Consider the following 23608-nt stretch of genomic DNA (forward strand, 5'->3'; position numbering starts at 1 on the left):
GGCTGCCGCTTCCGTGTCATAGCTTGGTGTTGAGGATGAAATCGGCAGCCCGCTCACCGATCATGATGGTCGGCGCATTGGTGTTGCCGCTCGAAATGATCGGCATGATCGAGGCGTCCGCGACCCTCAGCCCCTCGATGCCGCGGACCCTGAGCTCGGCATCGACGACGGCCTCGGTATCGTTGCCCATCTTGCAGGTGCCGACCGGATGGAGCGTGGTCAGGGCCGAGGCCCGCAGCCATTCCAGCAGTTCACCGTCGCTGAGCACGCCAGGCCCCGGCGCCAGTTCCTTGCCGCGATAGGGATCGAAGGCCGGTTGAGCGATGACCTCGCGCATCATGCGGATGGCTGAAATCATCGTCTTGCGGTCGAACTCGGTGGCGAGGTAATTGGCCTGGATACGGGGCGCCGCCGCCGGATCGGCGGAGCGCAGCGTGATGGTGCCCCGGCTCTCCGGATTGACCGGGCCGACCCGGATGGTGAAGCCATGATTGGCCTCCACCGCCTGTTTGCGGAAGGGATTGGGCCAATGCAGATTGGCGGTCTTCTCCAGCGCCGGCATGAAATGAGCCTGGATGTCGGGCGCCACCAGGTCAGGCCGCGACTTCATGAAGGCGCCGGCCTCATAGGGGAAGGTGGTGGTGATGCCGGTGCCCAGCACCATGCCCTGCGCGACCGAAGCGATCAGCTTGTCGGCGCGAAGATCGCCATAGAGCGTCACCGGCTGCTTGCATTCGTAGCTGAGGCAACAATCGACATGGTCCTGCAGGTTGCGGCCCACGCCCGGCAGGTCGTGCCGTACCTCAATGCCATGTTTAGCCAGCTCATCAGCCGGCCCGATGCCGGAAAGCATCAACAATTGCGGTGAGTTGACGGCTCCTCCGCACAGGATGACCTCCCGTCCGGCCCGCACGGTGCGTGCCCGCCCGCCCTGCGTGAACAGGACGCCGGTAGCACGTCCGTTCTCCACCAGAATACGTTGGCTGAGCGCGTTCACCTCTACCGTCAGGTTGGGCCGGTCGAGCACCGGTCGCAGGAAGGCGTGGGAGGTCGACCAGCGCTTGCCCTTGCGGATGGTGAAATCATAGCGCCCGAAGCCTTCCTGTTCGGCTCCGTTGAAATCGTCGTTGCGGGGATAGCCCGCCTGCACGCCGGCTTCGATAAAGACATCGAATAGCCCGTTGCGGCCGCGGGCGCGGCAGACGGTGAGGGCGCCCTCGGTGCCGTGGAAGGCACCGTTGCGCTCGACATGGGTCTCGGAACGGCGGAAGGCGGGCAGCACCTCGTCATAGGACCAGCCCGGCAGGCCCATCTGGGCCCAGCGGTCGTAATCCTGGGCGTTGCCGCGCACATAGATCATGCCGTTGATGGTCGAGGTGCCGCCGAGCGCCTTGCCGCGCGGCCAATAGAGCGTGCGGTTGTTGAGATGCGGCTCGGGCTCGGTGCGGTAATTCCAATTGTAGAGGCCGGAATTGAAGAGCTTGCCCATCAGCATGGGCAGGCGGAACAGGGGATTGCGGTCGCGTCCGCCCGCTTCGAGCAGCAATACGCGATTGCCCGGATCCGCGGACAGACGGTTGGCGACGACGCAGCCTGCCGAGCCGGCGCCGATGATCACATAGTCATATTCGGCATCGCTGCGCATGGCCTCACCAGTCGATCGGGGCGGCGCCGAGCGCCTTGAGCCGCTCATTGCCGAGAATGAAGGGATTGGGCAGGCCGAGCACTGCATCGCCCCGGGCCGGATGCTCGCGCAGGATGCAGTCGTCGCCCTCCATGATGCCGGCCGTCCGGAGGGTCTGCGCCGCTGCCTCGCCAAAGCCGAGGAAGACCACTTTTTGTCCGGAACCGGCGAGATGGCGCAGCACCGCCACGATCAGTGGCCGCCACAGCGGCAGATGGCCCCGGCTTTGATGCGGATCGATGGAGACTTGGAAGCGGCTGAGGGTCAGCGAGGCATTGAGCAGCAGGGCGCCGCTGGCCACCCAGCGATCGGCGACGGCATTGGCGGGTTCGAGCGCGACGGTACCGGCCTCGATGGCGGTGCGCAGGCGTGGCCAGTCGGCGGTGCTGCCGGCCCAGCCGGCCTCGCCGGTGCGGGCGGCGACGATCATCTGCATCACCGTGCGGATGCTGACCGAGAACATCTTCTCCAGTTCGCGCCATTCGGCGACATTGCCGGCCTCGAAGGCGCGGCCAGTCGAAAAGTCAGGGCTGGGATAGGGATCCTGGCCCAGCACCACACAGCGCACCTGCTGGGGCTCAATGTCGAAGGCGCGCAGCATATGCGCCCCTCTGGGCTGGCCGGGAAAGAGGCGACCCTTGCGCACGGGGAAGACCGGTTCCCACGGCTCCAGCGCCAGTTCGCCATCCATGTCGGCGAAGCCCAGCTCGACCGGTGCGAGGATATCGCGCCAGGCAGGCGGCAGATCGTCATGCCAGCCATCCAGCACGTCCCGCATGACGTCACGCAATGATGTCGGCATCGCTGCTGCATCCCCCTCGTTGCAAGGAGGATAGGCAAAACCTGACCAAAACGTCAAGTTATGAGTTGAAAAAATCTGACGCTTCGGTCAGGTTTTGACATCGGGTTCCGATACCGGCATTTCCGGGACACGGACGCATCTCGAGAATGCGGGAGGACAAGGTGGCGACGACCAGCGCAAAGAAGGCGCGCAAGGATGGTTCGGACAACGAGGAACGCATCCGGGCCCGCAACGAGGCGGCAATCCTGGCCGCTGCGATCGACCTGTTCGCCCGCAAGGGTTTCGATGGGACGCGGATCGCCGAGGTTGCCGAACATTCGGGGCTACCCAAGGCGAACGTCTATTATTACTTCCCGGCCAAGGAGGATATCTATCGCGCCTTGATCGACCGGCTGATCGCCAGCTGGGATACGGCGCTCGAAGAGTTGCAGCCCGAGCGCGACCCGGCCGAAGCCATCATGGCCTATATCCGGGCCAAGCTCGACTATTCACGCCGGTTCGCCGCCCAGTCCAAGCTGTTCGCCAACGAGATCCTCAGCGGCGCGAAGTTTCTCGACAAGGCCGGCCGCAGCCACGTCAAGCAGGCGACCCGCGCCAAGGCGGCCGTGGTCGAAGGCTGGATCGCTGCCGGCAGGATGGCACCGATCGCCATTCCGCATTTCTTCATCATGCTGTGGAGCACGACGCAGTTCTACGCCGATTTCGAGGTGCTGGCCTGCGATGCCATGGAAGTCAGCCGGCTGACCAAGAAGGATTTCGAGGCGGCCGCGCTTGCTATCGGCGATATCGTTCTGCGCGGCTGCGGCCTCGCGATGCCGCCTGCCTGAGACCGCAAGCGTAGGCGCAAAATAAAAACGGGACGGTGTCTCACCGACACCGTCCCGTTTTTGAAATGGGGCTTGCGGCCCGCGAAATCAGCCGTTCACGGCATCCTTGAGCGCCTTGGCAGGCTGGAAGACCACCTTCTTGGAAGCGGCGATCTTGATGGTGGCGCCGGTGGAAGGGTTGCGGCCTTCGCGTGCGGGCTTGGCCTGCACCTTGAACTTACCGAAGCCGTTCAGGGAGACTTCCTCACCCTTGACAGCCGCTTCGGTGATCCCTTTCAGAACGTCCTCGACAGCTGCCTTAGCGGCAGTCTTAGTCAGGCCATGAGCGGCGGCAATACGGTCGGCAAGATCGCTGGTGCTGACAGGCATGATGTTATCCTTTCGATGATTCGTCCGATGGCGTTATCGCATGACCGGTTCGATATCGCCATCGCATGTACACCGGAAACGCACGGAAATCCTGCTTTTTTAACGGATATGAACGGATTTTCTCGCGCTCAACCCTTGTTTGGAACGGTTTGAATTTGCAAACGCCCGCATGGTGATGCCGTTTGGTAAAGTGAAGGCCTTGCTGGTGAAGCTTCGGCGGATGTCAGGGGACTGGCGAACTATACTTGCCGACCATAGATATCGGGTGGAAGCGCGGGGCTTTTTGCGGTGATATCGCGGCAAGTTCAACCACAGGGAAACGAAGCGATGACTTCCCCCCATTTTGCCTTGTTCGACACCGAAATCGGCACTTGCGCCCTGGCTTGGGGTGATAAGGGCCTGGTCAGCGTGCAACTGCCGTCCCATAGCCCGGCGGGCCTGAGGGCGCGCATGCTGCGCTCCCTGCCGGGTGCAGTGGAGGCCGAGCCGCCGGCACCGGTGCGCCAGGCCATCGCGGCCATCCAGGCCCTGCTGGCGGGAGAGACGGCCGATCTGTCCTTCATCGAGCTCGACATGACCGCTGTGCCGGAATTCAATCGCCGGGTCTATGCCGTGGCGCGAGCCATCCCTCCCGGCTCCACCATGACCTATGGCGAGATCGCCAAGCAATTGGGCGATCCCCTGCTGGCGCGCGATGTCGGCCAGGCCATGGGACAGAACCCCTTCACCATCGTGATGCCCTGCCATCGGGTGATGGCGGCCGGCGGCAAGTTCGGTGGCTTCTCTGCCTATGGCGGCGTGGCGACCAAGCGCCGCCTGCTCGAGATCGAAGGCGCCTTGCCAAAGCCGGAACCGACCTTGTTCGGCTGGGCCTGAGCCTGGGCGGCTCGGCCGCATGAGTGAGCGCCGGCGGCCCGGCGAGGAAAAATCGAGTTTCGTTACGAACCGGCCACGCGCCGGAGCGTCGCCGACAGGATCTCGTTGGAAAGGGCGGGATCGTCGGCGATGCGGGCCAGGATCACGGCGCCGACCATGGCGGCCCAGCCGGCGATCGCGGCGCTTCGCCGTTCCTGCGGCGTTTCGCCGGCAGCGGTCGCGCTGAAATCCTCGATCTGATCGCGCAGGGAACGGGTCATCACGGCACGAATGTCCGGCGACCCGCGCACGGCCTCCGAGCCGAGTGCGGCAAAGGGGCAGCCCTCGGCGCGGGCGTCCCGATGCGCCGGGGTGAGATAGGCCGCGGCATAGTCGGCCATGGTTCGGCCCGGAGGTTTGGCGCCTTCGGACTGGGACAGCACATGGGCGAGCGCCTGGGCGATCAGGTCCTCCTTCGACTTGAAATGACCGTAGAAGCCGCCATGGGTGAGCCCGGCGGCGGCCATGATCTGCGCGACGCCGACCCCTTCCAGACCCTTCTCCCGATAGAGACGCGCGGCTGCCTCCAGAATGCGGTGACGATGCTCGGCAACCTGCTCGCGGCTGACTTTCATGACGGGCCCTCCTGTCTCGCTTGACTTTATACATGATGTCTATCATGAATGCATTATATATGATGACTATCATGAATAAGTTTGGAGAAATGCCATGACCAAATCCCTTCCCGCCGTTCTCATCACCGGTGCCTCGACCGGCATTGGCGCCGTATATGCCGAGCGCTTTGCCCGGCGCGGCCATGACCTCGTGCTGGTGGCACGGGACGAGGCGCGCCTGAACGCGCTCGCCGGCCGCCTTCGTCAGGAAGAAGGCGTCGCCGTCGATGTCCTGAAGGCGGATCTGACGGCCTCCGAGGATCTCGCTCGTATCGAGGCGCGCCTGCGCGAGGATGCCAAGATCGGCATCCTGGTCAACAATGCCGGTGCCGCCGCCCATGGCGGCTTTGCCGACCAAGACCCGGAAGCGCTGGACAAGCTCATTCGCCTCAACGTGACGGCGCTGACGCGACTGGCCGGTGCAGTGACGCCTCGCTTCCTTGCCGCGGGCACCGGTGCCATCGTCAATATCGCCTCGGTGGTGGCGCTGGCGCCGGAGTTTTCCCTGGGCGTCTATGCGGCGACCAAGGCCTTCGTGCTGACCCTGTCGCAGACCTTGCAGGTGGAACTCGGCCCGCGCGGCCTCTATGTCCAGGCCGTGCTGCCGGCGGCAACCCGCACCGAAATCTGGGAACGCTCCGGCCGTGATGTGAACGCACTGGAGGGCGTGATGGACGTCGGCGAACTGGTCGACGCCGCGCTGGTCGGCTTCGACAGGCGCGAAGCCGTCACCATTCCGCCGCTGCCGGATGCGAGCCAGTGGGAGGCCTTCGATGCCGCCCGCCGCGCCATGCTGCCGAACTTCCGGCAGGAACACGCGGCCGAGCGCTATCGGGCGGCCTGAAAGGCCCCTTATTTTCGGGGATCGGCGAAGCGCTGCTCGGGCAGGATCGAATACCAGCCCGGGCGGCCGGGATCGCGGTCATAGGTGTAGCCGCCGACCTCGCGGTAATGCTCGGCATAGCGGGCGAGCTTGTCGCGATCGAGCTCGACGCCAAGGCCCGGTCCTTGCGGCAGAGCGATGGCACCGCCGACATAGCGCAAGGGACCGCCGACGATGATGTCGTCGGTGAGGTGATGGTAATGCGCGTCGGCGGCGAAGGAGAGGTTCGGCAGCGCGGCGCCCAGATGCAGCATCGAGGCGAGCTGGATGCCGAGCTCGCCCGAGGAATGCACGGCGGCGCCGTATTGGAAGGTCTCCAGCACGGTGCCGGCCTTGTGGGCCTGGCGCAGGCCGCCCCAGAAGGTGGTGTCGAGCAGCACGACGTCCACGGCCTCCAGCCGTAGGTTGGTGGCGAGTTGCTCGAAATTCACCACCACCGTGTTGGTCGCCGTGGGAATACGCACCAGGTTCCGCAGCCGGCGCATCCCCTCGAGGCCCCAGGTCGGGTCCTCGAAATAGTCGTTGTTGAGATGCTCGATCGCCCGCCCCACGCGGACCGCTTCTTCCACCGACCAGGCCGCGTTGGGATCGAGGCGCAGCCGGTCTCCAGGGAACGCCGCGCCCAGGGCGCGGACGGTTTCGATGTCATGATCCGGCGGGAAGAGGCCGCCCTTCAGCTTGTGGCTGGTGAAACCATGCTGGGCCTTGAGCGCACGGGCATGGGCGACGATCTCGTCGGGGCTGGTCTCGCCGCCTTGGCCGCTTGCCTCATGGGGGTAGCGGTAGAAAAGATAGCTGGCAAAGGGGATTGTCTCGCGGATGGCGCCGCCGATCAGGTCGCAGGCCCTTATGCCCAGTTTCTTGCCGGCGGCATCCATGCAGGCCATTTCGATGGCGGCATGGAGCTGCATGCGGTTGTTGTAGAGCGAGGCGGTGGGATTCATGATCTTCCAGCGCAACTGCTCGAGCTGCAGCGGATCGTGCCCCTCGAGATAAGGCAGCAGGGCGCGCACCGCCGCCTCGGCCGACTCGCCGCCGCCGCCCATCTCACCGAGCCCGATGATGCCCTCGTCGGTGATGACTTCCACGATGGTGCGGATGAAGCGCCCCCAATGCGCGCCGGCGGCATGGCGCAGCGGCGCTTCGAGCGGCACGGCGACGGTGGTGGCCTTGAGGTCGACGATCTTCATCGCACTATCCGATTGCAGGAAGAGAAGAGGGAGAAAGGACGCATCAATTCGCGGCCCCCAAAGCGAGGCCGCGGACGAAATGTTTCTGCAGCATGAGGAACAGAATGAGGGTCGGCAACGAGACGATCAGGGTCGCGGTGATGATGGTCGGCGCGTCGGCCTGGCCATAGAGGCTCTGCATGCCGAGCAGGGCGACCTGGACCGGGCGGGCATCGGGCGAGCGCACCAGGATCATGCCGAAGAGGAGGTCGTTCCATACCCAGGTGAACTGCACCAAAGTGAGCATCAGGAAGGGCGCCTTGGCGAGCGGCATCATGATCTTCCAGAACACTTCCCAGCTCGAGGCGCCATCCATCTCGGCCGCCTCCTGGATGTCCCAGGGCACTGTGAGGAAGAAGCCGCGCATCACGAAGGTGGCGAAGGGGATGCAGATCGCGGTGTAGAAGGCGAACAGGCCTAGCTTGGTGTCATAGAGGCCGAGGGCGATGTAGCTCTTGAACAAAGGGATCAGATACATCTGCAGCGGAAAGATCGTGCCCGAATAGATGAACAGGAACCAGCCGAGGCCCCGCGGCAGCTTCAGCCGGACGATGCCATAGGCAGCGAAGGCGGCGAGCAGCACCGCCGTGAGGGAACTCGCCGCGCCATAGAGCAGCGAGTTGATGAAGCCGCTCTGGATCCCCTGCGCCCAGGCATTGGCGATATTGTGGAAGAGATTGAAGCTGGTCGGCAGCTTGAGCGGGCCGCGTGTGTAGTCGGTGGCCGTCTTCAGCGTGTTCATCAAGAGGAAGGCCATCGGCGAAAGCCAGACCAGCGTCACCGCCAGCATGGCACCCGAAAGCACGCTCTTCCTGAGGTTGCGGGGTTCCGCGGCGATCGCGCGCTGCCGGCTCATACCTGGTTTTCCCGTGCGAGCATGTTGCGCAGATAGAGATAGGAAAACACCAGCGAGAGCGCCGAGATCACCACGGCGACGGCCGAGGCGTAGCCCATCTTGAAATTGGCGAAGCCCTCCTTGTACATGGTCACCGCCAGGGTTTCGGACATGCGGGCCGGGCCACCGCCGGTCATCACCCAGATGGTGTCGAACACCTTGAAGGAGTTGATCACCGCCAGCAGCGAGGCGATCACCACATAGGGCATCAGCATGGGGATGATGATCCTGGTGGCGAGCACGAAGCCGCCTGCGCCGTCGAGCGTGGCCGCTTCCACCGGCTCCTTCGGCAGGTTCTGCAGGCCCACCAGGAAGATCATCACATTGATTCCGGTTGCCTGCCAAGTATAGGCGCCGATCATCGCATAGGTGTTGTAGGGCTGGACATAGAGCCAGTTCACCTTGAGGGCTCCGAGGCCGATGGCATCCAGCAGGATGTTGAGGGCGCCCTGGTCGCGCAGCACGAAGCCGAAGACGATGCCGGCGGCGGAGGCCGAGATGGTTGCGGGAATGTAGATGCAGATCTGCATCAGCTTCGCCCCCCTCAGCCCCGAAATGGCGTAGGCGAAGAAGAAGCCGAGCCCGACCGGCAGTACCACGCCCAGCACCATCCATTTCAGCGTGTTGACGAAGGGGCGGGTGAAATTGGTGTCCGTCACCAGCTTGAAGAAGTTGGCGAAGCCGATGAAGGTCGGCGCCGTCATGCCGTTCCAGTCGGTGAAGGCCAGCATGGTGGTGTAGAGCATCGGCAGGATCAGGAAGACGCCGACCATCAACGCCGCCGGGGCGACATAGAGATAGGCTTCGCGCTGCTTGGGGTCGGACAGGGGAGACATGATCGCTGCGTCGGGCTCCGGAAGTGCTTCAGAAAGCCTTCTCCACGTAGTGGGGAAGGTGTCATTTCGAAGAAATGACGGATGGGGTGTGGTGGGCAGCTCGAAACCCCGGAAGGCTGGCAGGATGGTTGTGCAATCGGGTTGCGATCGGCGCATTGCCCGCTGCACCCCATCCGACCCGGCTTCGCCGGGCCACCTTCCCCGCTTCGCGGAGAAGGCAAGTTGTGCTTCGTCTTACTGTTGAGCAGATGCTGCGAGCGACCTCACGGCTTGGGGTGCGCCGCCCAGTAATCGTCCGCGATCTTCTGCAGGTTCTGCATCACCTCCGGAGCGGAATTCGGGTCGAGCACGAATTTGGAGATCTCGTCGACGGCCGCCTCGGCGATCGGAGAAGGCGTGGTTTCCCAGTAGCGGCCGAGCAGCTTGTAGTGGTCCTTGGCCACCACATCGTTGAGCTTGGCGACTTCCTTGTCATCAGGCAGCTTGGCATCGCTATTGGCGACGAGGAAGCCGGTGAGGTCGGCCCAGCGCTGCTCGCCTTCCTTGCTCATCCAATAGGTAGCCGCCTTCACCGCGGTGTCATGCGTGTCGGAGTTCTTCGACACCAGCAGCGGTCCAGCCTCGAAGATCACGCTCGGCGGCAGGCTGGCATTCTTGTTGGGCAGCACGAACAGGCCCCAGTCGCGCCCCTCGATGGTGCCGGCCTTGGTGACGGTGTCGGCGAACCAGGTGCCGACCAGCATGTGGACGACCTTTCCCTGGGCGAAGGAGTTGTTCATGCTGTCGCCGGTGGTGAAGCCGAAGGGCGAAGTGCCGTCGTCCATCCAGCCCTTGGCCATCCAGTCCTTCCAGGTGGCGAAGGCCGCCGCGACCTGCGGATCGGTATATTTGGCCTTGCCGGCCATCAGCTTCACGTAGAAATCCGGATCGGACCGCACCAGGAATTCGGAGAACCAGATGAAGGCCGGCCAGCGTCCCTCGATGGTCTGGCCGATCGGTATCTTGTTGGCGGCCTTGATCTTGGCGAGGTTGCCTTCCAGCTCTGCCCAGGTCTTGGGGACTTCGAGGCCGAGCTCCTTGTAGACGTTCTTGTTGTAGAACATCGCCCAATAGGCGACGTTGTTGGGCACGGCATAGATCTTGCCGTCGAAGGAGAAGGCATCGGCGACTTCCTGCTTGACCTTGCCGTCGGCCAGCAGGGGCTTCCAGATCGCGGTGAGATCTTCTAGCTGGCCTGCCTCCACCAGGTCCTTCATGCGGTAGCCGGACCACCAGGTGAACATGCCGGGCGCCGAGGAGGTGGGCAGGGCTGCCCGGACCGCCGCCTGGTAGTTGGTGGTGTCGCCGAAGGGCGTGACCTGCCAGCTCGCGGTGGGGTCGTCCTTGCCATAGGCCTCGAAATTGGCCTGCCAGCCGGCCTTGTCGTGCGACACCGTCAGTTGCGGCTTGTCGGCGGCGTGGGCCATCGGGGCCGACAAGCCCGCGGCGAGCAGGCCGGCAACGGCCGCTGCACGTAACTTCGTCAAGATCATGGGGTTCCCTCCTGCCTGCGGTCGTTGCCGCAGCCTTGGTTTGGTCGTTGTGAAGGCCGCCTTTGCGGCGGCTCTGGTTCACGGCGTGCGTGTGACGAAATTGTCGAGCGCCTGCAGAATCGTGCGCAGATGGTTGCGCATGGCGATGGCGGTGGCGTCCTCGTCACCGGCGGCGAGGCCGGCAAGGATGTCGCGATGTTCGGCGATGATGGCTTCCGAGCGGTTCGGCCAGTTCACGGTGACGAAGCGCAGGCGATTGAGGTGGGCCTTCATGTCCTCCAGCTCGTCTGCGGCGGCCAGGCAGTCGACCGTTGCGAAAATACGGCGATGGAAGGCTTCGTCCAATTCGTAGAAGCGGCGCACATCCTTGCGGCCCGCCGCGAATTCCTGTTCGTCGACGATGCCCGCCAGTGCGTCGAGATCGGCCTGGTTCACCGCCTGGCACGCCCTGCGGCTGATTTCCACCTCCACGACCTCGCGGATCAGCTGGGCGGCCTTGACTTTCTCCACCCGGATCGGCGCAACCACCGTGCCGCTCTGCGGGAAGATCTCGACCAGGCCGAGATTGGCGAGGCGCAGCAAGGCTTCGCGCACCGGCGTGCGCGACACGGAGAGGCTGGCGGCGATATCGGCCTCGCGGATCGGCTGCTGTGGCCTGAGCACGCCGAGCACGATGTCGCTGCGCAACATCTCATAGACATTGGTCGCCGTGGAGCGCGGCCTCACATTCGCATGTCGCAGCGTGTCCAGCATGGCGGGTGGCTCCGATAATCGCGCCCTGTGCGGTGTCGATTAATATATTAGTGCATTTATATTGTTGCAAGCACCTTCTTCGCTTGGCTCGAGGTCCGTCGGCGAAGAAGACGAGGTGACCGGAGCGGCTGCGTGCGGTGCTCGCCGCCCTGTTGCGTCCGCCCGCTTTTGGATCATACTGGAGCCGCAGGAAGCCTATCCTATTGTTTTGACACGAATAAAATTAGACGATTCAGGGGAGATGCAGTCGATGGCCGCCGATGGGGAGTTTGTCACGATCGAGGCGCACGGCATCCGCGCGACTCTGGATCTTGCGGTCGGGCATATCCGGGAACTCATGGTGGAGCGGGACGGCCGCCAGGTCGCGCCGCTGCATAGTGCCCCCTGGCTGGAGGAGGCGCATACCGCCGACACGCCGGCCCATCTGCAGCGCCTGTCGGGTGATTTCCTCTGCGCTCCTTTCGGCCTGAGCGATGTCGATGGCTCACCGGCCCATGGCTGGCCGGCCAATTCGGCCTGGAGGCACCTGGAGACCCGCACGGTCGATGGCGGGCGCCAGGCCCGTTTCGAACTGGAAAAGCGGGTGATGGGCGCGCGCGTCGTCAAGGAACTCACCCTGCGTGACGACCATCCCTTCCTCTATCAGCGCCATCTGTTCCAGGGGGGCGAGGGAGCGGTATCCGTGGGCCTGCACATGATGGTGTCGCTGCCACAGGGCGGCCATCTGAGCTTTTCGCCCAAGCGTTTCATCGAGACGTCGACCGATCCGCTGGAGGCCGATCCGCTCAAGGGGCGCTCGGCACTGGCCTATCCCGCGCGCTTCAATGATCTCAAGAAGGCCCCACTAGCCGATGGCGGCACGGCCAATCTCAGCTGCTACCCCTTCGACCGCAACCACGAGGATTGCGTGATGATGCCCGAGGCGCCTGGCCGGGAACTCGCCTGGGGCGCCGCGCTACGGCATCGCGAGGCGGATCTGGTGCTCAGCCTGAAGCGGACGGAAGACTTCCCCTCCACCCTGTTGTGGATGAGCAATGGCGGCCGCTATTACAGCCCCTGGAACAGCCGCCATCGGGGTGTGCTCGGCATGGAGGAAGTGCGGACCTATCTGCTGGCGGGCCACAAGGCATCGATCGAGCCCAACGACTATAGCGAACAGGGCATCCCGACCTCGATCAGCCTGACGCCGTCGGGTGAGATCGACTTGCGGCAGGCCATCGGCATCATGCCGGTGCCGGCGGGCTGGGACCGGGTGACGGAGGTGGAGGCCCGCGGAAACCGGCTGGCAGTGCTGTCCGATGTCGGCGAATTCAGCGTGCCCTACGATCCGGACTTCGTGCTGCATCGCTGAAACATTTTGCGACTGGGTGGGATCGCCTCCGAATGGGAGCATGCGCCCAGGCAAGGCGGTGAAGCGGGCCTCGCCGGAACGTCCTTGGTTCCAAAGAAAAAGGCCGGTTACGCAGCCGGCCTCTCAGCGCATCGTGATCTCGGCAGGGTCAGCGCCGGGCCAGGGCGTTGTAACCCACCAGCACGATGATCGAGCCGGCAATGGCAATGAGGATGCTGCCGATATTGATGCCATCGACGGTGCCGATGCCCATTGCCTTGGCGATGAAGCCGCCGACGAGCGCGCCGATGATGCCGATCACGATATCCATCAGCAAACCGGAACCCGATTTGTTGACGACCTTGCTGCCGACAAAGCCCGCGATCAAGCCCAGAATAATCCAAGACAAGATACCCATGGAGTCGCCTTTCCCTCGTGGCGGATGACAGATACGAATCTTACCATTAAATGATCGTAGGGGGACAAATTCTTTTGGCAAGGGGCAACCTGCCGTAAGGCAAAGTCAATTTCGGAAAAAATTTTGCCGCATTCACTGTTGTAAAATGCTTGTCGTTAGAGACAGGATACACAACATTGGAGGCGACCGCGGTTATCGCGGCACCCCATTCCTTCACGAGGAGACGCAGACATGGGCCTTTTCGACACTGCCGTGAACGATGCCGTGCCACAGAACAATTTCACCAAGCCGCTGATCATCGCCGCCGGTGCGCTTCTGCTCGCGAAATGGCTGAAGGGGGGTAGCGACGATGCCCAGCCGGAGACGCAAGCCTCCATCCCTGCGCCTGCACCGGCACCGGCTCCCGCGCCGTCCGCACCGCAGGCGGACGCCTCCAACGATGGCGGCCTGCTCGGCGGCCTCGGCGGCCTCCTGGAGAAATTCCAGCAGTCGGGCCAGGGCGACGTGATCAATTCCTGGATCGGCGGCGGGCAGAACCAACCGATCCAGCCGGGCCAACTCGGCCAAGTCCTCGGCCAGGATACGCTGAACAACCTTGCCCAGAAGGCGGGCGTCAATCCCAACGACCTGCTCGGCCAGCTCGCGCAGCATTTGCCTGAGATCATCAACAAGCTGACGCCGAACGGGCGCATTCCCACGCGGGACGAACTCGGCCAGTAAGGCCGCTATTCGCCGAGCCTCGGCGTCGGATCGAAACAGAAGGGCGGGCGGATTGGCCCGCCCTTTTGGCGTCGTGCCGGGCTGGGAGCGAGGCGCCGGCACCTTCGTCACATAAAGAAATCCTTATATCCTTATTGCCGGCAAAGGCCGACTGTGCTAGACGCCCGCCATGTCAAATGCGGGAAGCATCGAATGAGCACGCAAGATTATATCGTCAAGGATATGGGTCTGGCCGCCTGGGGCCGTAAGGAAATCGAGATCGCCGAGAGCGAAATGCCGGGCCTGATGGCCACGCGCGCCGAATATGGCCCGCGCCAGGTGCTCAAGGGCGCCCGCATCGCCGGCTCGCTGCACATGACCATCCAGACGGCCGTGCTGATCGAGACCCTGCAGGCTCTCGGCGCCGATGTGCGCTGGGCATCCTGCAACATCTACTCCACCCAGGACCATGCTGCCGCCGCCATCGCCGCCGCCGGCACGCCCGTCTTCGCCATCAAGGGCGAGAGCCTGGAAGACTACTGGGAATACACCCACAAGATCTTCGAATGGGCCGATGGCGGCACGCCGAACCTGATCCTCGACGATGGCGGCGACGCCACCATGCTGATGCATCTGGGCCTGCGCGCCGAGAAGGGCGACACCGCCTTCCTCGATGGCGCCACCAATGAGGAAGAAGAAGTCCTCTTCGCCGCCATCAAGAAGCGCCTCACCACGCATCCGGGCTGGTACACCAAGAATGCGCTCGCCATCGGCGGTGTGACCGAGGAGACCACCACGGGCGTGCATCGCCTCTACGAGATGGCCAAGAAGGGCACGCTGCTCTTCCCCGCCATCAACGTGAACGATTCGGTGACCAAGTCGAAGTTCGACAACCTCTATGGCTGCCGCGAATCGCTGGTGGACGGCATCCGCCGCGGCACCGACGTGATGATGGCCGGCAAGATCGCCATGGTCGCCGGCTTCGGCGACGTCGGCAAGGGTTCGGCGGCCTCGCTGCGCAATGCCGGCTGCCGCGTGCTGGTTTCGGAAGTCGATCCGATCTGCGCCCTGCAGGCCGCGATGGAAGGCTATGAAGTCGTCACCATGGAGCAGGCTGCTCCCCGCGCCGACATCTTCGTGACCGCCACCGGCAATGTCGACGTCATCACGCTCGACCATATGCGCGCCATGAAGGACCGCGCCATCGTCTGCAACATCGGTCACTTCGACTCGGAGATCCAGGTCGCCGGCCTGCGCAACCTGAAGTGGACCAATGTGAAGCCGCAGGTCGACGAGATCCAGTTCGCCGACGGCCACCGCATCATCCTCCTGTCGGAAGGCCGCCTGGTCAATCTGGGCAATGCCACCGGCCATCCCTCCTTCGTGATGTCGGCCTCCTTCACCAACCAGACGCTGGCGCAGATCGAGCTGTGGACCAACCCCGGCCAATACGGCAAGCAGGTCTACACGCTGCCCAAGCACCTGGACGAGAAGGTCGCCTCGCTCCATCTCGCGAAGGTCGGCGCCACCCTGACCAAGCTTTCGGAAAAGCAGTCGGCCTATATCGGCGTGGACCAGAACGGCCCGTTCAAGCCGGAACTCTACCGCTACTGAGTTCGCGCAACGCGTTCGCGTTTCAGCCCTTCCCGCCGGTGCGGGGAGGGCTTTTTGTTGCCGGCCGTCCCGTGCCCGCCACGGACGTCAGATCACCAGCTTGCCCTGCTTGGCGAGCGCATAGCGTTCGCCGATCTTGCGCCAGTCGACCACCTTCCACCACGCCTTGAGATAATCGGGCCGGCGGTTGCGGTAGGTCAGGTAATAGGCATGCTCCCAGACGTCGTTGCCGAACAGCACGCGCTTGCCGTCCATCAGCGGCGTATCCTGGTTGGGTTTGCTGTCGAGGGCGAGCTTGCCCTCGCTCGTCACGGTGACGAACACCCAGCCCGAACCGAAGACCTTGGCCCCGGCGGCACCGAAGGCTTCCTGCAGCTTGGCGACACCACCGAAATCACGCTCGATGGCGGCGAGGACTTCGCCTGCGGGCTCGCCGCCCTTGGCGCCCATGATCTGCCAGAACATGGTGTGGTTGACATGGCCGCCGAGATTGTTGCGCACCGCCTGGCGGACGCTCTGCGGCACCTTGTCCAGGCCGGCCAGGATATCGGGATAGGACAGGTCCGCCAGCGAGGGTTCCTGTTTCAGGGCCGCGTTGAAATTGCTGACATAGGCCTGGTGGTGCTTGTCGTGATGCAGCGTCATGGTCTCGGCATCGATGGTCGGTGCCAGTGCCGCGGCTTCATAGGGCAGGGGCGGCAGTTTGGCGGGGCCTTTCGGGCCTGCAGATTCCGAGGCGGCCGCGCGGGCGGGCGCGGCTCCAGCGCTGGCAGCCAGGGCAATGCCTGTCGCGGAGGCGAGGAGGGTGCGACGGTTCAGCATGGTCATGGTCATTGAAAACGTCTCCGGCCTGTTGGATGAAGAAGCATGAGCAATGGGGTGGGTGCCTGTGGCCACGCGCTACGGGCGTCGCCCAGGCTAGAGTGGTAATTTGGTGGCACCGTGACCGAAAGGCGGACACGCGCTGCCGGCGCCGTGGACAGGAAGCGGCCGGAGCGGGCCGGATCTTCCTGCCGAAAGCGGGAATTTACCTGCTTGGGCCATAAGGGAGAACGGCATGTCGGTTGCAAAAGTGAAACCGAGGCAGACGGGGGCAACGGCCGTGCTGTCCCGCCTGGGACACCCTCTGGTGACGTCGGCCACGGGCGGGGAGATCGGCGTGGTCACCCGTCCCTCGGAGGCCGGCTTCAATCCGCTCGACCTGCTCTATGCCTCGCTGTCGGCCTGCCTCGTGCTCAGCGCCCGCATCGCCGCCAGCAATCTCGGCGTGCTCGACCGGCTCGGCGAGGTGCGGGCCGAGGTCAAGGGCGAGAAGGCGGCGGACGAACCCTCGCGCATCGAACGTTTCCATGTCGCGATCGAGGTGACGGGCGATTTCGACGAGGCGACGAAGGCGGCGATCATTGCCGACGCGGAACGGATCTGCACCGTCAGCAACACCCTCAAGGGCCATCCGATCCTGGGCTGAGCTTCAGCCTCGAATCATCCGTACATTTCGGCATGGACCCGCCGGTTTTGTGCCGATAACGCCGGTCAAAGGCGATGGCCGGACAGGCCCGGCCTCCTATAGCCTCTCGCTATTCCCCTTTGAGAGGGTGCGCGATGCGCTATTTTGGTTTTCTGATCCTTTCGATCCTGCTTGTGGCCGCGCAACCGGCCTTGGGGCAGGACAATTCCTGCGCCAAACCAGGGGAATCCGGTATAGAGGGCCTCGAAAATCTGCTGCGGGAGCAGAAGAGCTGCAAGGCGGCGACGGCGCTGCTGCGCGAATGCCGGTGGGGCTCCAGCGCCGATACCAGCTTCAGCGCCATCGTCGTCTCCATCTGCGAAAAGGAGTTTTACCCGCAACTCTCCAAGGCGGATCAGATCGACTATGGCGATCGCATGCAGCTCTGCGCCTACCGCTATGCCGGCCAGCAGGGTACGCTCTATATGTCGATGGCCGCGACCTGCCAGAGCGAGGTCGCGGCGCGCTTTGCCGATCCGAACACCGCCCGCGAGCCGCTCGGCCGCGCCAGCTTCAACTGCGGCGAGGCGGTAACGGCGCTGGAGAAGGCGATTTGTTCCGACCGGAAATTGGGGCAAGCCGATCTCGTCCTGGCCCAGAGCTATCGCGAGGCAGTCGCTAGCCTGAAGGCCGATCCGGAGACGCGCGGCGCCCTCATTGCCGACCAGCGTCGCTGGCTCGATCGCGTCGCCCGAAAATGCGATCTTGTTGATGGCAGCAGGCCGTTTTCCGCCAAGAGCCTTGTTTCCGCCAAGAGCCTTGCCTGTGCCCGTGGCGCCTTCGAGAAGCGCTTTGCTCTGCTCGACGGTTGCGGTGAGGCGGGCATCAGCATCGACTGCCTTGCCGAGACGGCCGACGGCGCAGCCGATGCGGCCGATCCGGGCCTGCGGGCGAGTTTCGATTGCGACAAACCCTCCACGCCGCTGGAAATCGCCATCTGCGCCGATACGGACCTCGGGCAGGCGGACATCAGGCTCGCCGCCATCTACGAAAATGCAAGGAAGACCGTGGCAGGCGAGCCGGACAGGAAGCTTCTGGTCGAAAGCCAGCGTCGATGGCTCGCCTTCGTGCAGGGAACCTGTCCGCTCGGCGCAGTCGGCGGCATTCCGCCGGTGCTGGGGCGTGCTTGCGTGCGTTCCGCTTTCGAACTGCGCGGGAAGCAGCTCACGGCTTGTCTGTCGAAGCCGGACATCGAACGCAAAGCCTGCCTCGATGATTTCAGGATCCTCGAAGACAAGAAGTAGATTTCATGCCAACAGCCGCATTGATTCCAGGCCGGGGACTTCAGCCGCGTGCGAGATCGCGGCGGTCGAGCAGCGCCTCGATCCGGCCGCCCGCCATGCGCGCTGCCCTGTCGCACATATGGCCGATCACGTCGGGGTCGTGGCTCACCAGCACCAGTGTCATGCCATGGCGCCGCTTGAGGTCGTTGAGCAGATTGAGGATGCCGGCCTGCACCGAAATGTCGAGTGCCGAGGTAGGCTCGTCGAGCAGCAGCAGGCGAGGCTCGAGCAGCAGGGCCCGGGCGATCGCCACGCGCTGGCGCTGGCCGCCGGACAGCTGGTGCGGGTAGCGCCCGGCGATCTCGGCGGCGAGGCCGACATCGGCGAGGCTGGCCCTGACACGGCCGGCAATATCGGTCTCTCCTCGTATCTCCAGCGGTTCGCCGAGCACGCGCGCAATGGCGTGACGCGGATGCAGCGAGGCATAGGGATCCTGGAACACCATCTGGATGTCGCGCCTCAGGGCGCCCTCGATGGCGCGTCCCGGCTGCAGGGAATGCCCGAATACCGAGATCGTGCCCTGCCAGTTCAGGTTCAGGCCGGCAAGGACGCGCAGCACCGTGCTTTTGCCGCAGCCCGACGGGCCGACCAGCCCGAAGGTCTCGCCGGGCTCCACGGCAAAGCTCACGCCGCGCACGGCGGCAAAGCTGCGGCCGCGACGCTGGAAGCTGACCTCCAGATTGTCGATCGACAACGCCGTCATGGGCGTGCATCCCCCGGGTAAGGCGCTTGCGGCGTGTCGGGAGTCGGCAGGCGGGTACCGTAGGTCGCCGCCGAGGGCCGCGCCTGCCACAGGCCGCGCGTATAGGGGTGGCTTGCCTGGGCGAGTTCACTGGCCGGGAGGGCGTCGACGATCGAGCCCTGGCGCATCACCAGGACGCGGTCGGCGAAGCGGGAAACCTGCTGCAGATCATGGCTGATCAGCAGCAGGCCCATGCCGCGTTCGCGCGCCAGGCGTTCCAGCAATCCGAGGATCTGATCGCGCACGACATGGTCGAGCGCGGAAGTCGGTTCGTCGGCGATCAGCAGCTCCGGTTCACCGATCAGCATGGCGGCGATCATCACGCGCTGGCCCATGCCGCCGGAGAGTTCGGCCGGCAGGCTGGCATAGACCCGCTCGGGATCGTCGAGCCCGACCTGGGCGAGCATGGCGAGAGCCTTTCGCCGCCGCTCGGCCTTGGGCAGGCGATGATGCAGCAGCAGGGCCTCTTCCACCTGGCGACCGACACGGTGAGCCGGATTGAGCGAGAATTTCGGATCCTGCAGCACCAGGCCGATGCGCCGGCCGCGCAGGCGCTGCCAACCCCGGGCGTCGAGACCGGCGAGGTCGGTCTCGCCCAGCCACAGGCCGGCTGCCCGCGCCGCGAGGCCGGTCGGCAGCAGACCCATGATCGCCCGTGCGGTCAGCGACTTGCCTGAGCCGGATTCGCCGACGATCGCCACTTTCTCGCGCCCGACCGTGAAAGAGATGCCGTGCACGAGCTGGCGAGGCGCCGCTTTGCGGCCTTCCTTGCCCTCGACTGTCTTGTCCTTGGTCTCGACCACCAGATCCTCGACCTGCAGCAGGGTATCAGTCATGGCGCGGATCCAAGATGTCGCGCAGCCCATCCCCCAGCAGGTTCAAAGCGAGGCTGGTGACGAAGATGGCAAGGCCCGGCGCGGCGGCGATCCACCACTGGTCGAAGATCACCTTGGTACCATCAGCCACCATCGAGCCCCATTCGGCCATGGGCGGACGCACGCCGAGGCCGAGGAAACCCAGGCCTGCCGCGGCCAGGATGATGCCGGCGAGGTCGAGCGCCAGTCGGATGATGGCCGAGGGCAGCACGAGCGGCAGCACATGGCCGAGAAGCAGGCGCGGTCCCCTGATGCCGACCATGGACGCGGCGGCGAGATAATCGCTGCGGGCGAGCGCCGATGTTTCCACTCTGGCGAGCCGGGCATAGGCCGGCCAGCTCGTCAGGGCCAGAGCGAGGGCGCCATTGACCAGGCCGGGGCCGAGGATGGCGACGAAGGCGAAGGCCAGCACCAGGCGCGGGAAGGACATCACGATGTCGGTCAGGCGCATCAGCACCCGCTCGGTGAGGCCGCCGAAGAAGCCGGCGAGCAGCCCGACCGCCACGCCGAGCGGAGCCATCAGCACGGTGACCAGGACGATCAGCAGCAGGGTCGGCTGCGCGCCGTAGATCAGGCGCGAAAGCAGGTCGCGCCCGAAGCCGTCCGTGCCGAGCCAGTGCTGCCAGGACGGGGCGGCGAGACGGATGGCGCTGTCCTGCAGGTTGGGATCGTAGGGGGCGATCAGCGGGGCCGCCAGCGCCATGAAGACGAGCAGGACGAGCACACTCGCCCCGATCAGGGCGGATGGCGAACGGCGCAATGCCGAGAAAGAGATTGCAGGGGATGCCATCATCCGCGCTCCGCCAGGGCAGTCGGATCGACGCGGGTGACGATCAGGTCGGTGAGGCTGTTGAGCAAAACGAAGGCCATGCCGATCGCCAGCGTCGAGCCGAGGATGGCGGCGGTGTCGCCGGCGAACATGGCGACGGTGAGATAGCGTCCGATGCCGGGCCAGGCGAACACCGTCTCGGTGAGCACCGCACCCTCGAGCAGGCTGGCATAGGCGAGGGCGATCACGGTGATCAGCGTGCCGGCCACATTGGGCAGGATATGGACCAGCACCACCCGCAGGGGGCTGGCTCCCTTGGCGCGGGCGGTGAGCACATATTCCTTGGAAAGCTGTTCGAGAATGGCGGCGCGCGTCAGCCTCGAAATGCCGGCCATGGCATAGAGGGCCAGCACCGCCGTCGGCAGGACGAGATGGGCGAGGGCGCTGCGCAAGGCGCCAGGTGTTCCCGAGAGCCAGGCGTCGATCAGCGCGAAGCCGGTGATGGGCTTCATGGTGTATTGGAACACGATGTCGAGGCGCCCCGGTCCCGGCGCCCAGTGCAGCCGGGCGTAGAACAGCAGCAGAAAGATCAGCCCGAGCCAGAAGATCGGGGTCGAATAGCCAATCAGCGATAACAATCGAGCGAGGTTGTCGACCAGGCCGCGCGGCCGCAGCGCGGCCAGGATGCCGAGCGCCAGGCCGAGTACGGCGCCGATCAGCGCCGCGGCGGTGGCCAGTTCGAGCGTCGCGGTGAAGGTACGCAGGATGTCGGAGCGGACCGGCTGGCCCGTCGAAGTGGCCATGCCGAGATCGCCTTGGACGACATGGCCGAGATAGCGCAGGAATTGCATCACCAGCGGCTGGTCGAGCCCGAGTTCGCGGCGCGCGGCCTCGTAGCTCGACTGGCTGGCGTGATCGCCGACCTGCTGCAGGGCGGGATCGATGCTGGAGAGCCTGGTCAGGATGAAGGTGACGACGATCAGGCCGAACAGCGTCAGAACGACGGACAGCAGCCAGCGCAGTACCCTGAGCACCGGGCGGAAGAAGGGCCTGGCGCCCGGCGTTTCATCAGCTTGCATCGTCAGTCCTGGAAGTGGCGCGAATGCGAAGTCCCGGCGCCACGAGGAAGAAGGCCGTCTCGCTCCAATCTCGACGATTGGAACGAGACATCAAGTCACTTCTCGACCTGGTCGTAATAAACCTGGTCTGCGTTGAGGCCCTGGGCATAGCCCTTGACGGCCTTGCCGAGCACCACCTGGTCGCTGCCCTGGAACATCAGCACATAGGGAGCGCTCTTCTGGATCTTGCGCTGCAGGTCCTCATAGAGGGCGGCGCGCTTGGCCGGATCCTGTTCTTTCACGGCGGCGGCCGTCTCGTCGCTGAGTTCCGGGATCACCCAGCCCGCCTGCTTGGCGATGGTGTTGTACTTGTTGTCGCGGTTGACGGCGAAGGCGCTGGCATTGGAGTGCGGGTCGAAATAGTCGGGGATCCAGTAGCGCAGCGTGAATTCATACTGGCCCGAGCGGCCCTTGTTGTAGATGTCGCTGGCGACGCCCGGCTGGATGTCGAGCGTGAGGCCGGCCTGGCCGAAAGTCTGCTGCAGGGACTGCGCGATCTGCAGATAGGGCTCTTCGTTGAAGACGGGGAAGGCGATCTTGGTCGGGCCGATGCCGGCATCGGCCAGGATCTTCTTGGCCTTCTCGACATCGAGCTTGTAGGGATTGTCGTTCAGCGCGCCGGGGAAGCCGGTGGGCAGGAAGGCCTGGTGCACCTGCGACTGGCCACGCAGCAGGTTCTTGGCGATGCCCTCATAGTCGACGAGATAGCGGGCTGCCTCCCAGAAGGCGGGATTGCCGAGGGCGGCATTGGCTTTGCTGTTGATCAGGAGATAGTCCGAGCGGGCCGAGGGGATGGCGAGCACGTTGAGCTTGCCCTCCTTCTTGAGCGCATCGATCTGGTCGGCGCCCAGGCCACGGGCGATGTCGATGTCGCCCTGCTCGATCAGCAGACGGCGGGCGGCCGCATCAGGCACGTTACGCAGGATCACGCCCTGCAGCTTGGGGGCGCCACCCGGCGAGGTCGGGTTGGCATCCAGTACCAGCGCTTCATGAGCGGTATAGGTGTTGATCTTGAAGGCGCCGCTGCCGGCCGAGTGCGACTTCAGCCAGCCATTGCCGAAATCGCCATTGGCGGCCTGGGGAGAGACCGTGGCTTCGTCGACGATAGAGGCGATCGGCGCGGTCAGGATGGCGAGCACGAAGGCCGGGCCGACATCGGCCTGCCAGCTCAGCTTGACCTTGCCGTCATCGGCCTTCGTCACGGACTTGTCGACATTCTCCGCGGTCCAGCCGAGTTCGCCCAGGATAAAAGAGGGCGCCTTGTTGAGCTTCACCGCCCGTGAAAAGGAGAAGATCACGTCCTCAGGACGCACGGGGTTGCCCGAGGCGAATTTGGCGTCCTTGGCCAGGGTGAAGACCAGGCTCTTGCCGTCGCTGCCGGCTTCCCAGGAAGTGGCGAGCGCCGGCTCGATGCGAGTGCCGTCCTGGCGGTTCGACTGCACCAGGCGCTGGTAAAGGGCATTGAAGGCCTGCACCGTCGTCAATTCGAAGCCCTCGGCCGGGTCGAAGCTGACGGCATCGTCGATCGACTGGCCGACCACCAGCAGGCCGGGTGGCGTTTCGGCCTGCGCCGCGACCACCAGCATGGTCGACAGGCCGGCGGCCATCATGGCGATGCCGGCCCTGTTCCAGAACTTACCCATTTCACACCTCATGACAGCCGAAACCTTTGGGGAATGCCCGGTTCCCGGCCTTTCAGCCGCGACGATTAGGCAAGCTGATTGCTATGGTCAATATCTTTCTATCAATCTTGTAGACTATTGGTTGCGGGCCCGAGCCAGCCTGAACCGTGATCACGAAATTTCGGTTCCTATACACGAAAACGTGTGCGCGCGGAGGCTCGTTGTGCCGGATGAGAAACAATGCGTTCACATACTCGCTGCAATTTGTACGCATTGATACATCGCAACACCC

Annotated in this window: 24 protein-coding genes; 8 read left to right on the plus strand and 16 right to left on the minus strand. The window is 64.5% G+C overall.

The features are described from left to right. Window positions 1–16: 16 nt before the first annotated feature. Both ABXS05_RS10380 and ABXS05_RS10385 read right to left on the minus strand, forming a co-directional pair. Window positions 17–1645: a GMC family oxidoreductase gene (locus tag ABXS05_RS10380; RefSeq protein WP_367623829.1), complete on the minus strand. Its 1629-nt coding sequence runs from the start codon at window positions 1643–1645 to the stop codon at window positions 17–19. 4 nt (window positions 1646–1649) lie between these two features. Then, complete coding sequence (locus ABXS05_RS10385) at window positions 1650–2486, minus strand: uracil-DNA glycosylase family protein (RefSeq protein WP_367623830.1); 837 nt, start codon at window positions 2484–2486, stop codon at window positions 1650–1652. A 161-nt stretch (window positions 2487–2647) separates the two neighbouring features. On the opposite strand from ABXS05_RS10385, the gene ABXS05_RS10390 reads away from it, so the two are divergent. Continuing rightward, the gene (locus ABXS05_RS10390; protein WP_246683640.1) at window positions 2648–3313 is read left to right on the plus strand and encodes a TetR/AcrR family transcriptional regulator; all 666 of its coding nucleotides are present in this window, start codon (window positions 2648–2650) and stop codon (window positions 3311–3313) included. Between the two features lie 87 nt (window positions 3314–3400). Here the strand turns inward: ABXS05_RS10390 and ABXS05_RS10395 are convergent, their stop codons facing one another. Beyond that, a complete protein-coding gene (locus ABXS05_RS10395; RefSeq protein WP_068297566.1) occupies window positions 3401–3682 on the minus strand; it encodes an HU family DNA-binding protein in 282 nt (93 codons plus the stop codon). A gap of 327 nt (window positions 3683–4009) precedes the next feature. Here ABXS05_RS10395 and ABXS05_RS10400 point away from each other — a divergent pair, with 327 nt between their 5' ends. Continuing rightward, entirely contained in the window at window positions 4010–4558 is a 549-nt protein-coding gene (locus ABXS05_RS10400; protein ID WP_367623831.1) for a methylated-DNA--[protein]-cysteine S-methyltransferase, read from the plus strand. 62 nt (window positions 4559–4620) lie between these two features. Here the strand turns inward: ABXS05_RS10400 and ABXS05_RS10405 are convergent, their stop codons facing one another. Further along, a complete protein-coding gene (locus ABXS05_RS10405) occupies window positions 4621–5172 on the minus strand; it encodes a TetR/AcrR family transcriptional regulator (RefSeq protein WP_367623832.1) in 552 nt (183 codons plus the stop codon). 94 nt (window positions 5173–5266) lie between these two features. Between ABXS05_RS10405 and ABXS05_RS10410 the strand changes: the two genes are divergently transcribed. Beyond that, a complete protein-coding gene (locus ABXS05_RS10410) occupies window positions 5267–6055 on the plus strand; it encodes an SDR family NAD(P)-dependent oxidoreductase (RefSeq protein ID WP_367623833.1) in 789 nt (262 codons plus the stop codon). A gap of 8 nt (window positions 6056–6063) precedes the next feature. On the opposite strand, the gene ABXS05_RS10415 is transcribed toward ABXS05_RS10410, so the two are convergent. From ABXS05_RS10415 to ABXS05_RS10435, 5 genes are all read right to left on the minus strand, one after another. Beyond that, window positions 6064–7284 (minus strand): enolase C-terminal domain-like protein, encoded by a 1221-nt coding sequence (locus ABXS05_RS10415; RefSeq protein ID WP_367623834.1) that lies wholly within the window; start codon window positions 7282–7284, stop codon window positions 6064–6066. 43 nt (window positions 7285–7327) lie between these two features. After that, a complete protein-coding gene (locus ABXS05_RS10420) occupies window positions 7328–8179 on the minus strand; it encodes a carbohydrate ABC transporter permease (protein ID WP_367623835.1) in 852 nt (283 codons plus the stop codon). Beyond that, complete coding sequence (locus ABXS05_RS10425; protein WP_367623836.1) at window positions 8176–9054, minus strand: carbohydrate ABC transporter permease; 879 nt, start codon at window positions 9052–9054, stop codon at window positions 8176–8178. Before ABXS05_RS10425 ends, ABXS05_RS10420 begins: the two co-directional genes overlap by 4 nt. A 263-nt stretch (window positions 9055–9317) precedes the next feature. After that, complete coding sequence (locus ABXS05_RS10430; protein ID WP_367623837.1) at window positions 9318–10586, minus strand: ABC transporter substrate-binding protein; 1269 nt, start codon at window positions 10584–10586, stop codon at window positions 9318–9320. Window positions 10587–10664: 78 nt separating this feature from the next. After that, window positions 10665–11339, minus strand: a complete 675-nt coding sequence (locus ABXS05_RS10435; RefSeq protein ID WP_311937812.1) for a GntR family transcriptional regulator — start codon at window positions 11337–11339, stop codon at window positions 10665–10667. 250 nt (window positions 11340–11589) lie between these two features. Between ABXS05_RS10435 and ABXS05_RS10440 the strand changes: the two genes are divergently transcribed. Then, entirely contained in the window at window positions 11590–12690 is a 1101-nt protein-coding gene (locus tag ABXS05_RS10440) for a hypothetical protein (RefSeq protein WP_367623838.1), read from the plus strand. 148 nt (window positions 12691–12838) lie between these two features. Here ABXS05_RS10440 and ABXS05_RS10445 read toward each other — a convergent pair whose 3' ends face one another. Continuing rightward, complete coding sequence (locus tag ABXS05_RS10445; RefSeq protein WP_311937816.1) at window positions 12839–13087, minus strand: GlsB/YeaQ/YmgE family stress response membrane protein; 249 nt, start codon at window positions 13085–13087, stop codon at window positions 12839–12841. 231 nt (window positions 13088–13318) lie between these two features. Here ABXS05_RS10445 and ABXS05_RS10450 point away from each other — a divergent pair, with 231 nt between their 5' ends. Continuing rightward, window positions 13319–13807, plus strand: a complete 489-nt coding sequence (locus ABXS05_RS10450) for a YidB family protein (protein WP_367623839.1) — start codon at window positions 13319–13321, stop codon at window positions 13805–13807. A 192-nt stretch (window positions 13808–13999) separates the two neighbouring features. Further along, window positions 14000–15400: an adenosylhomocysteinase gene (ahcY, locus tag ABXS05_RS10455; protein WP_311937820.1), complete on the plus strand. Its 1401-nt coding sequence runs from the start codon at window positions 14000–14002 to the stop codon at window positions 15398–15400. 87 nt (window positions 15401–15487) lie between these two features. Here ahcY and ABXS05_RS10460 read toward each other — a convergent pair whose 3' ends face one another. Beyond that, the gene (locus ABXS05_RS10460; RefSeq protein WP_367623906.1) at window positions 15488–16228 is read right to left on the minus strand and encodes a superoxide dismutase; all 741 of its coding nucleotides are present in this window, start codon (window positions 16226–16228) and stop codon (window positions 15488–15490) included. 229 nt (window positions 16229–16457) lie between these two features. On the opposite strand from ABXS05_RS10460, the gene ABXS05_RS10465 reads away from it, so the two are divergent. Continuing rightward, window positions 16458–16868: an OsmC family protein gene (locus ABXS05_RS10465; protein WP_367623840.1), complete on the plus strand. Its 411-nt coding sequence runs from the start codon at window positions 16458–16460 to the stop codon at window positions 16866–16868. 134 nt (window positions 16869–17002) lie between these two features. Next, window positions 17003–18151: a lysozyme inhibitor LprI family protein gene (locus ABXS05_RS10470; RefSeq protein ID WP_367623841.1), complete on the plus strand. Its 1149-nt coding sequence runs from the start codon at window positions 17003–17005 to the stop codon at window positions 18149–18151. 40 nt (window positions 18152–18191) lie between these two features. Here the strand turns inward: ABXS05_RS10470 and ABXS05_RS10475 are convergent, their stop codons facing one another. From ABXS05_RS10475 to ABXS05_RS10495, 5 genes are all read right to left on the minus strand, one after another. Then, complete coding sequence (locus ABXS05_RS10475) at window positions 18192–18893, minus strand: ABC transporter ATP-binding protein (RefSeq protein ID WP_311937827.1); 702 nt, start codon at window positions 18891–18893, stop codon at window positions 18192–18194. Further along, the gene (locus ABXS05_RS10480) at window positions 18890–19768 is read right to left on the minus strand and encodes an ATP-binding cassette domain-containing protein (protein ID WP_367623842.1); all 879 of its coding nucleotides are present in this window, start codon (window positions 19766–19768) and stop codon (window positions 18890–18892) included. Before ABXS05_RS10480 ends, ABXS05_RS10475 begins: the two co-directional genes overlap by 4 nt. Further along, window positions 19761–20597: an ABC transporter permease gene (locus tag ABXS05_RS10485; protein WP_367623843.1), complete on the minus strand. Its 837-nt coding sequence runs from the start codon at window positions 20595–20597 to the stop codon at window positions 19761–19763. Before ABXS05_RS10485 ends, ABXS05_RS10480 begins: the two co-directional genes overlap by 8 nt. Beyond that, entirely contained in the window at window positions 20597–21655 is a 1059-nt protein-coding gene (locus ABXS05_RS10490) for an ABC transporter permease (protein ID WP_367623844.1), read from the minus strand. The genes ABXS05_RS10485 and ABXS05_RS10490 overlap by 1 nt, the downstream gene beginning before the upstream one ends. Window positions 21656–21750: 95 nt before the next feature. Next, window positions 21751–23337, minus strand: coding sequence for an ABC transporter substrate-binding protein (locus ABXS05_RS10495; protein WP_437178642.1), 1587 nt, complete (start codon window positions 23335–23337; stop codon window positions 21751–21753). Between the last annotated feature and the right edge of the window lie 271 nt (window positions 23338–23608).

This window comes from Labrys neptuniae, from assembly GCF_040797145.1.
Taxonomy (GTDB): Bacteria; Pseudomonadota; Alphaproteobacteria; order Rhizobiales; family Labraceae; genus Labrys; species Labrys neptuniae.

What these genes read in the sequence shown, in the direction of transcription:
- ABXS05_RS10470 (WP_367623841.1), top strand. Translation starts at nt 17,003, where the DNA reads ATGCGCTATTTTGGTTTTCTGATCCTTTCGATCCTGCTTGTGGCCGCG.
- ABXS05_RS10490 (WP_367623844.1), bottom strand. Translation starts at nt 21,655, where the DNA reads ATGCAAGCTGATGAAACGCCGGGCGCCAGGCCCTTCTTCCGCCCGGTG.
- ABXS05_RS10420 (WP_367623835.1), bottom strand. Translation starts at nt 8,179, where the DNA reads ATGAGCCGGCAGCGCGCGATCGCCGCGGAACCCCGCAACCTCAGGAAG.
- ABXS05_RS10450 (WP_367623839.1), top strand. Translation starts at nt 13,319, where the DNA reads ATGGGCCTTTTCGACACTGCCGTGAACGATGCCGTGCCACAGAACAAT.
- ABXS05_RS10395 (WP_068297566.1), bottom strand. Translation starts at nt 3,682, where the DNA reads ATGCCTGTCAGCACCAGCGATCTTGCCGACCGTATTGCCGCCGCTCAT.
- ABXS05_RS10405 (WP_367623832.1), bottom strand. Translation starts at nt 5,172, where the DNA reads ATGAAAGTCAGCCGCGAGCAGGTTGCCGAGCATCGTCACCGCATTCTG.
- ABXS05_RS10415 (WP_367623834.1), bottom strand. Translation starts at nt 7,284, where the DNA reads ATGAAGATCGTCGACCTCAAGGCCACCACCGTCGCCGTGCCGCTCGAA.
- ABXS05_RS10485 (WP_367623843.1), bottom strand. Translation starts at nt 20,597, where the DNA reads ATGGCATCCCCTGCAATCTCTTTCTCGGCATTGCGCCGTTCGCCATCC.
- ABXS05_RS10410 (WP_367623833.1), top strand. Translation starts at nt 5,267, where the DNA reads ATGACCAAATCCCTTCCCGCCGTTCTCATCACCGGTGCCTCGACCGGC.
- ABXS05_RS10380 (WP_367623829.1), bottom strand. Translation starts at nt 1,645, where the DNA reads ATGCGCAGCGATGCCGAATATGACTATGTGATCATCGGCGCCGGCTCG.
- ABXS05_RS10435 (WP_311937812.1), bottom strand. Translation starts at nt 11,339, where the DNA reads ATGCTGGACACGCTGCGACATGCGAATGTGAGGCCGCGCTCCACGGCG.
- ABXS05_RS10480 (WP_367623842.1), bottom strand. Translation starts at nt 19,768, where the DNA reads ATGACTGATACCCTGCTGCAGGTCGAGGATCTGGTGGTCGAGACCAAG.
- ABXS05_RS10430 (WP_367623837.1), bottom strand. Translation starts at nt 10,586, where the DNA reads ATGATCTTGACGAAGTTACGTGCAGCGGCCGTTGCCGGCCTGCTCGCC.
- ahcY (WP_311937820.1), top strand. Translation starts at nt 14,000, where the DNA reads ATGAGCACGCAAGATTATATCGTCAAGGATATGGGTCTGGCCGCCTGG.
- ABXS05_RS10445 (WP_311937816.1), bottom strand. Translation starts at nt 13,087, where the DNA reads ATGGGTATCTTGTCTTGGATTATTCTGGGCTTGATCGCGGGCTTTGTC.
- ABXS05_RS10440 (WP_367623838.1), top strand. Translation starts at nt 11,590, where the DNA reads ATGGCCGCCGATGGGGAGTTTGTCACGATCGAGGCGCACGGCATCCGC.
- ABXS05_RS10385 (WP_367623830.1), bottom strand. Translation starts at nt 2,486, where the DNA reads ATGCCGACATCATTGCGTGACGTCATGCGGGACGTGCTGGATGGCTGG.
- ABXS05_RS10475 (WP_311937827.1), bottom strand. Translation starts at nt 18,893, where the DNA reads ATGACGGCGTTGTCGATCGACAATCTGGAGGTCAGCTTCCAGCGTCGC.
- ABXS05_RS10460 (WP_367623906.1), bottom strand. Translation starts at nt 16,228, where the DNA reads ATGACCATGCTGAACCGTCGCACCCTCCTCGCCTCCGCGACAGGCATT.
- ABXS05_RS10425 (WP_367623836.1), bottom strand. Translation starts at nt 9,054, where the DNA reads ATGTCTCCCCTGTCCGACCCCAAGCAGCGCGAAGCCTATCTCTATGTC.
- ABXS05_RS10495 (WP_437178642.1), bottom strand. Translation starts at nt 23,337, where the DNA reads ATGGGTAAGTTCTGGAACAGGGCCGGCATCGCCATGATGGCCGCCGGC.
- ABXS05_RS10465 (WP_367623840.1), top strand. Translation starts at nt 16,458, where the DNA reads ATGTCGGTTGCAAAAGTGAAACCGAGGCAGACGGGGGCAACGGCCGTG.
- ABXS05_RS10400 (WP_367623831.1), top strand. Translation starts at nt 4,010, where the DNA reads ATGACTTCCCCCCATTTTGCCTTGTTCGACACCGAAATCGGCACTTGC.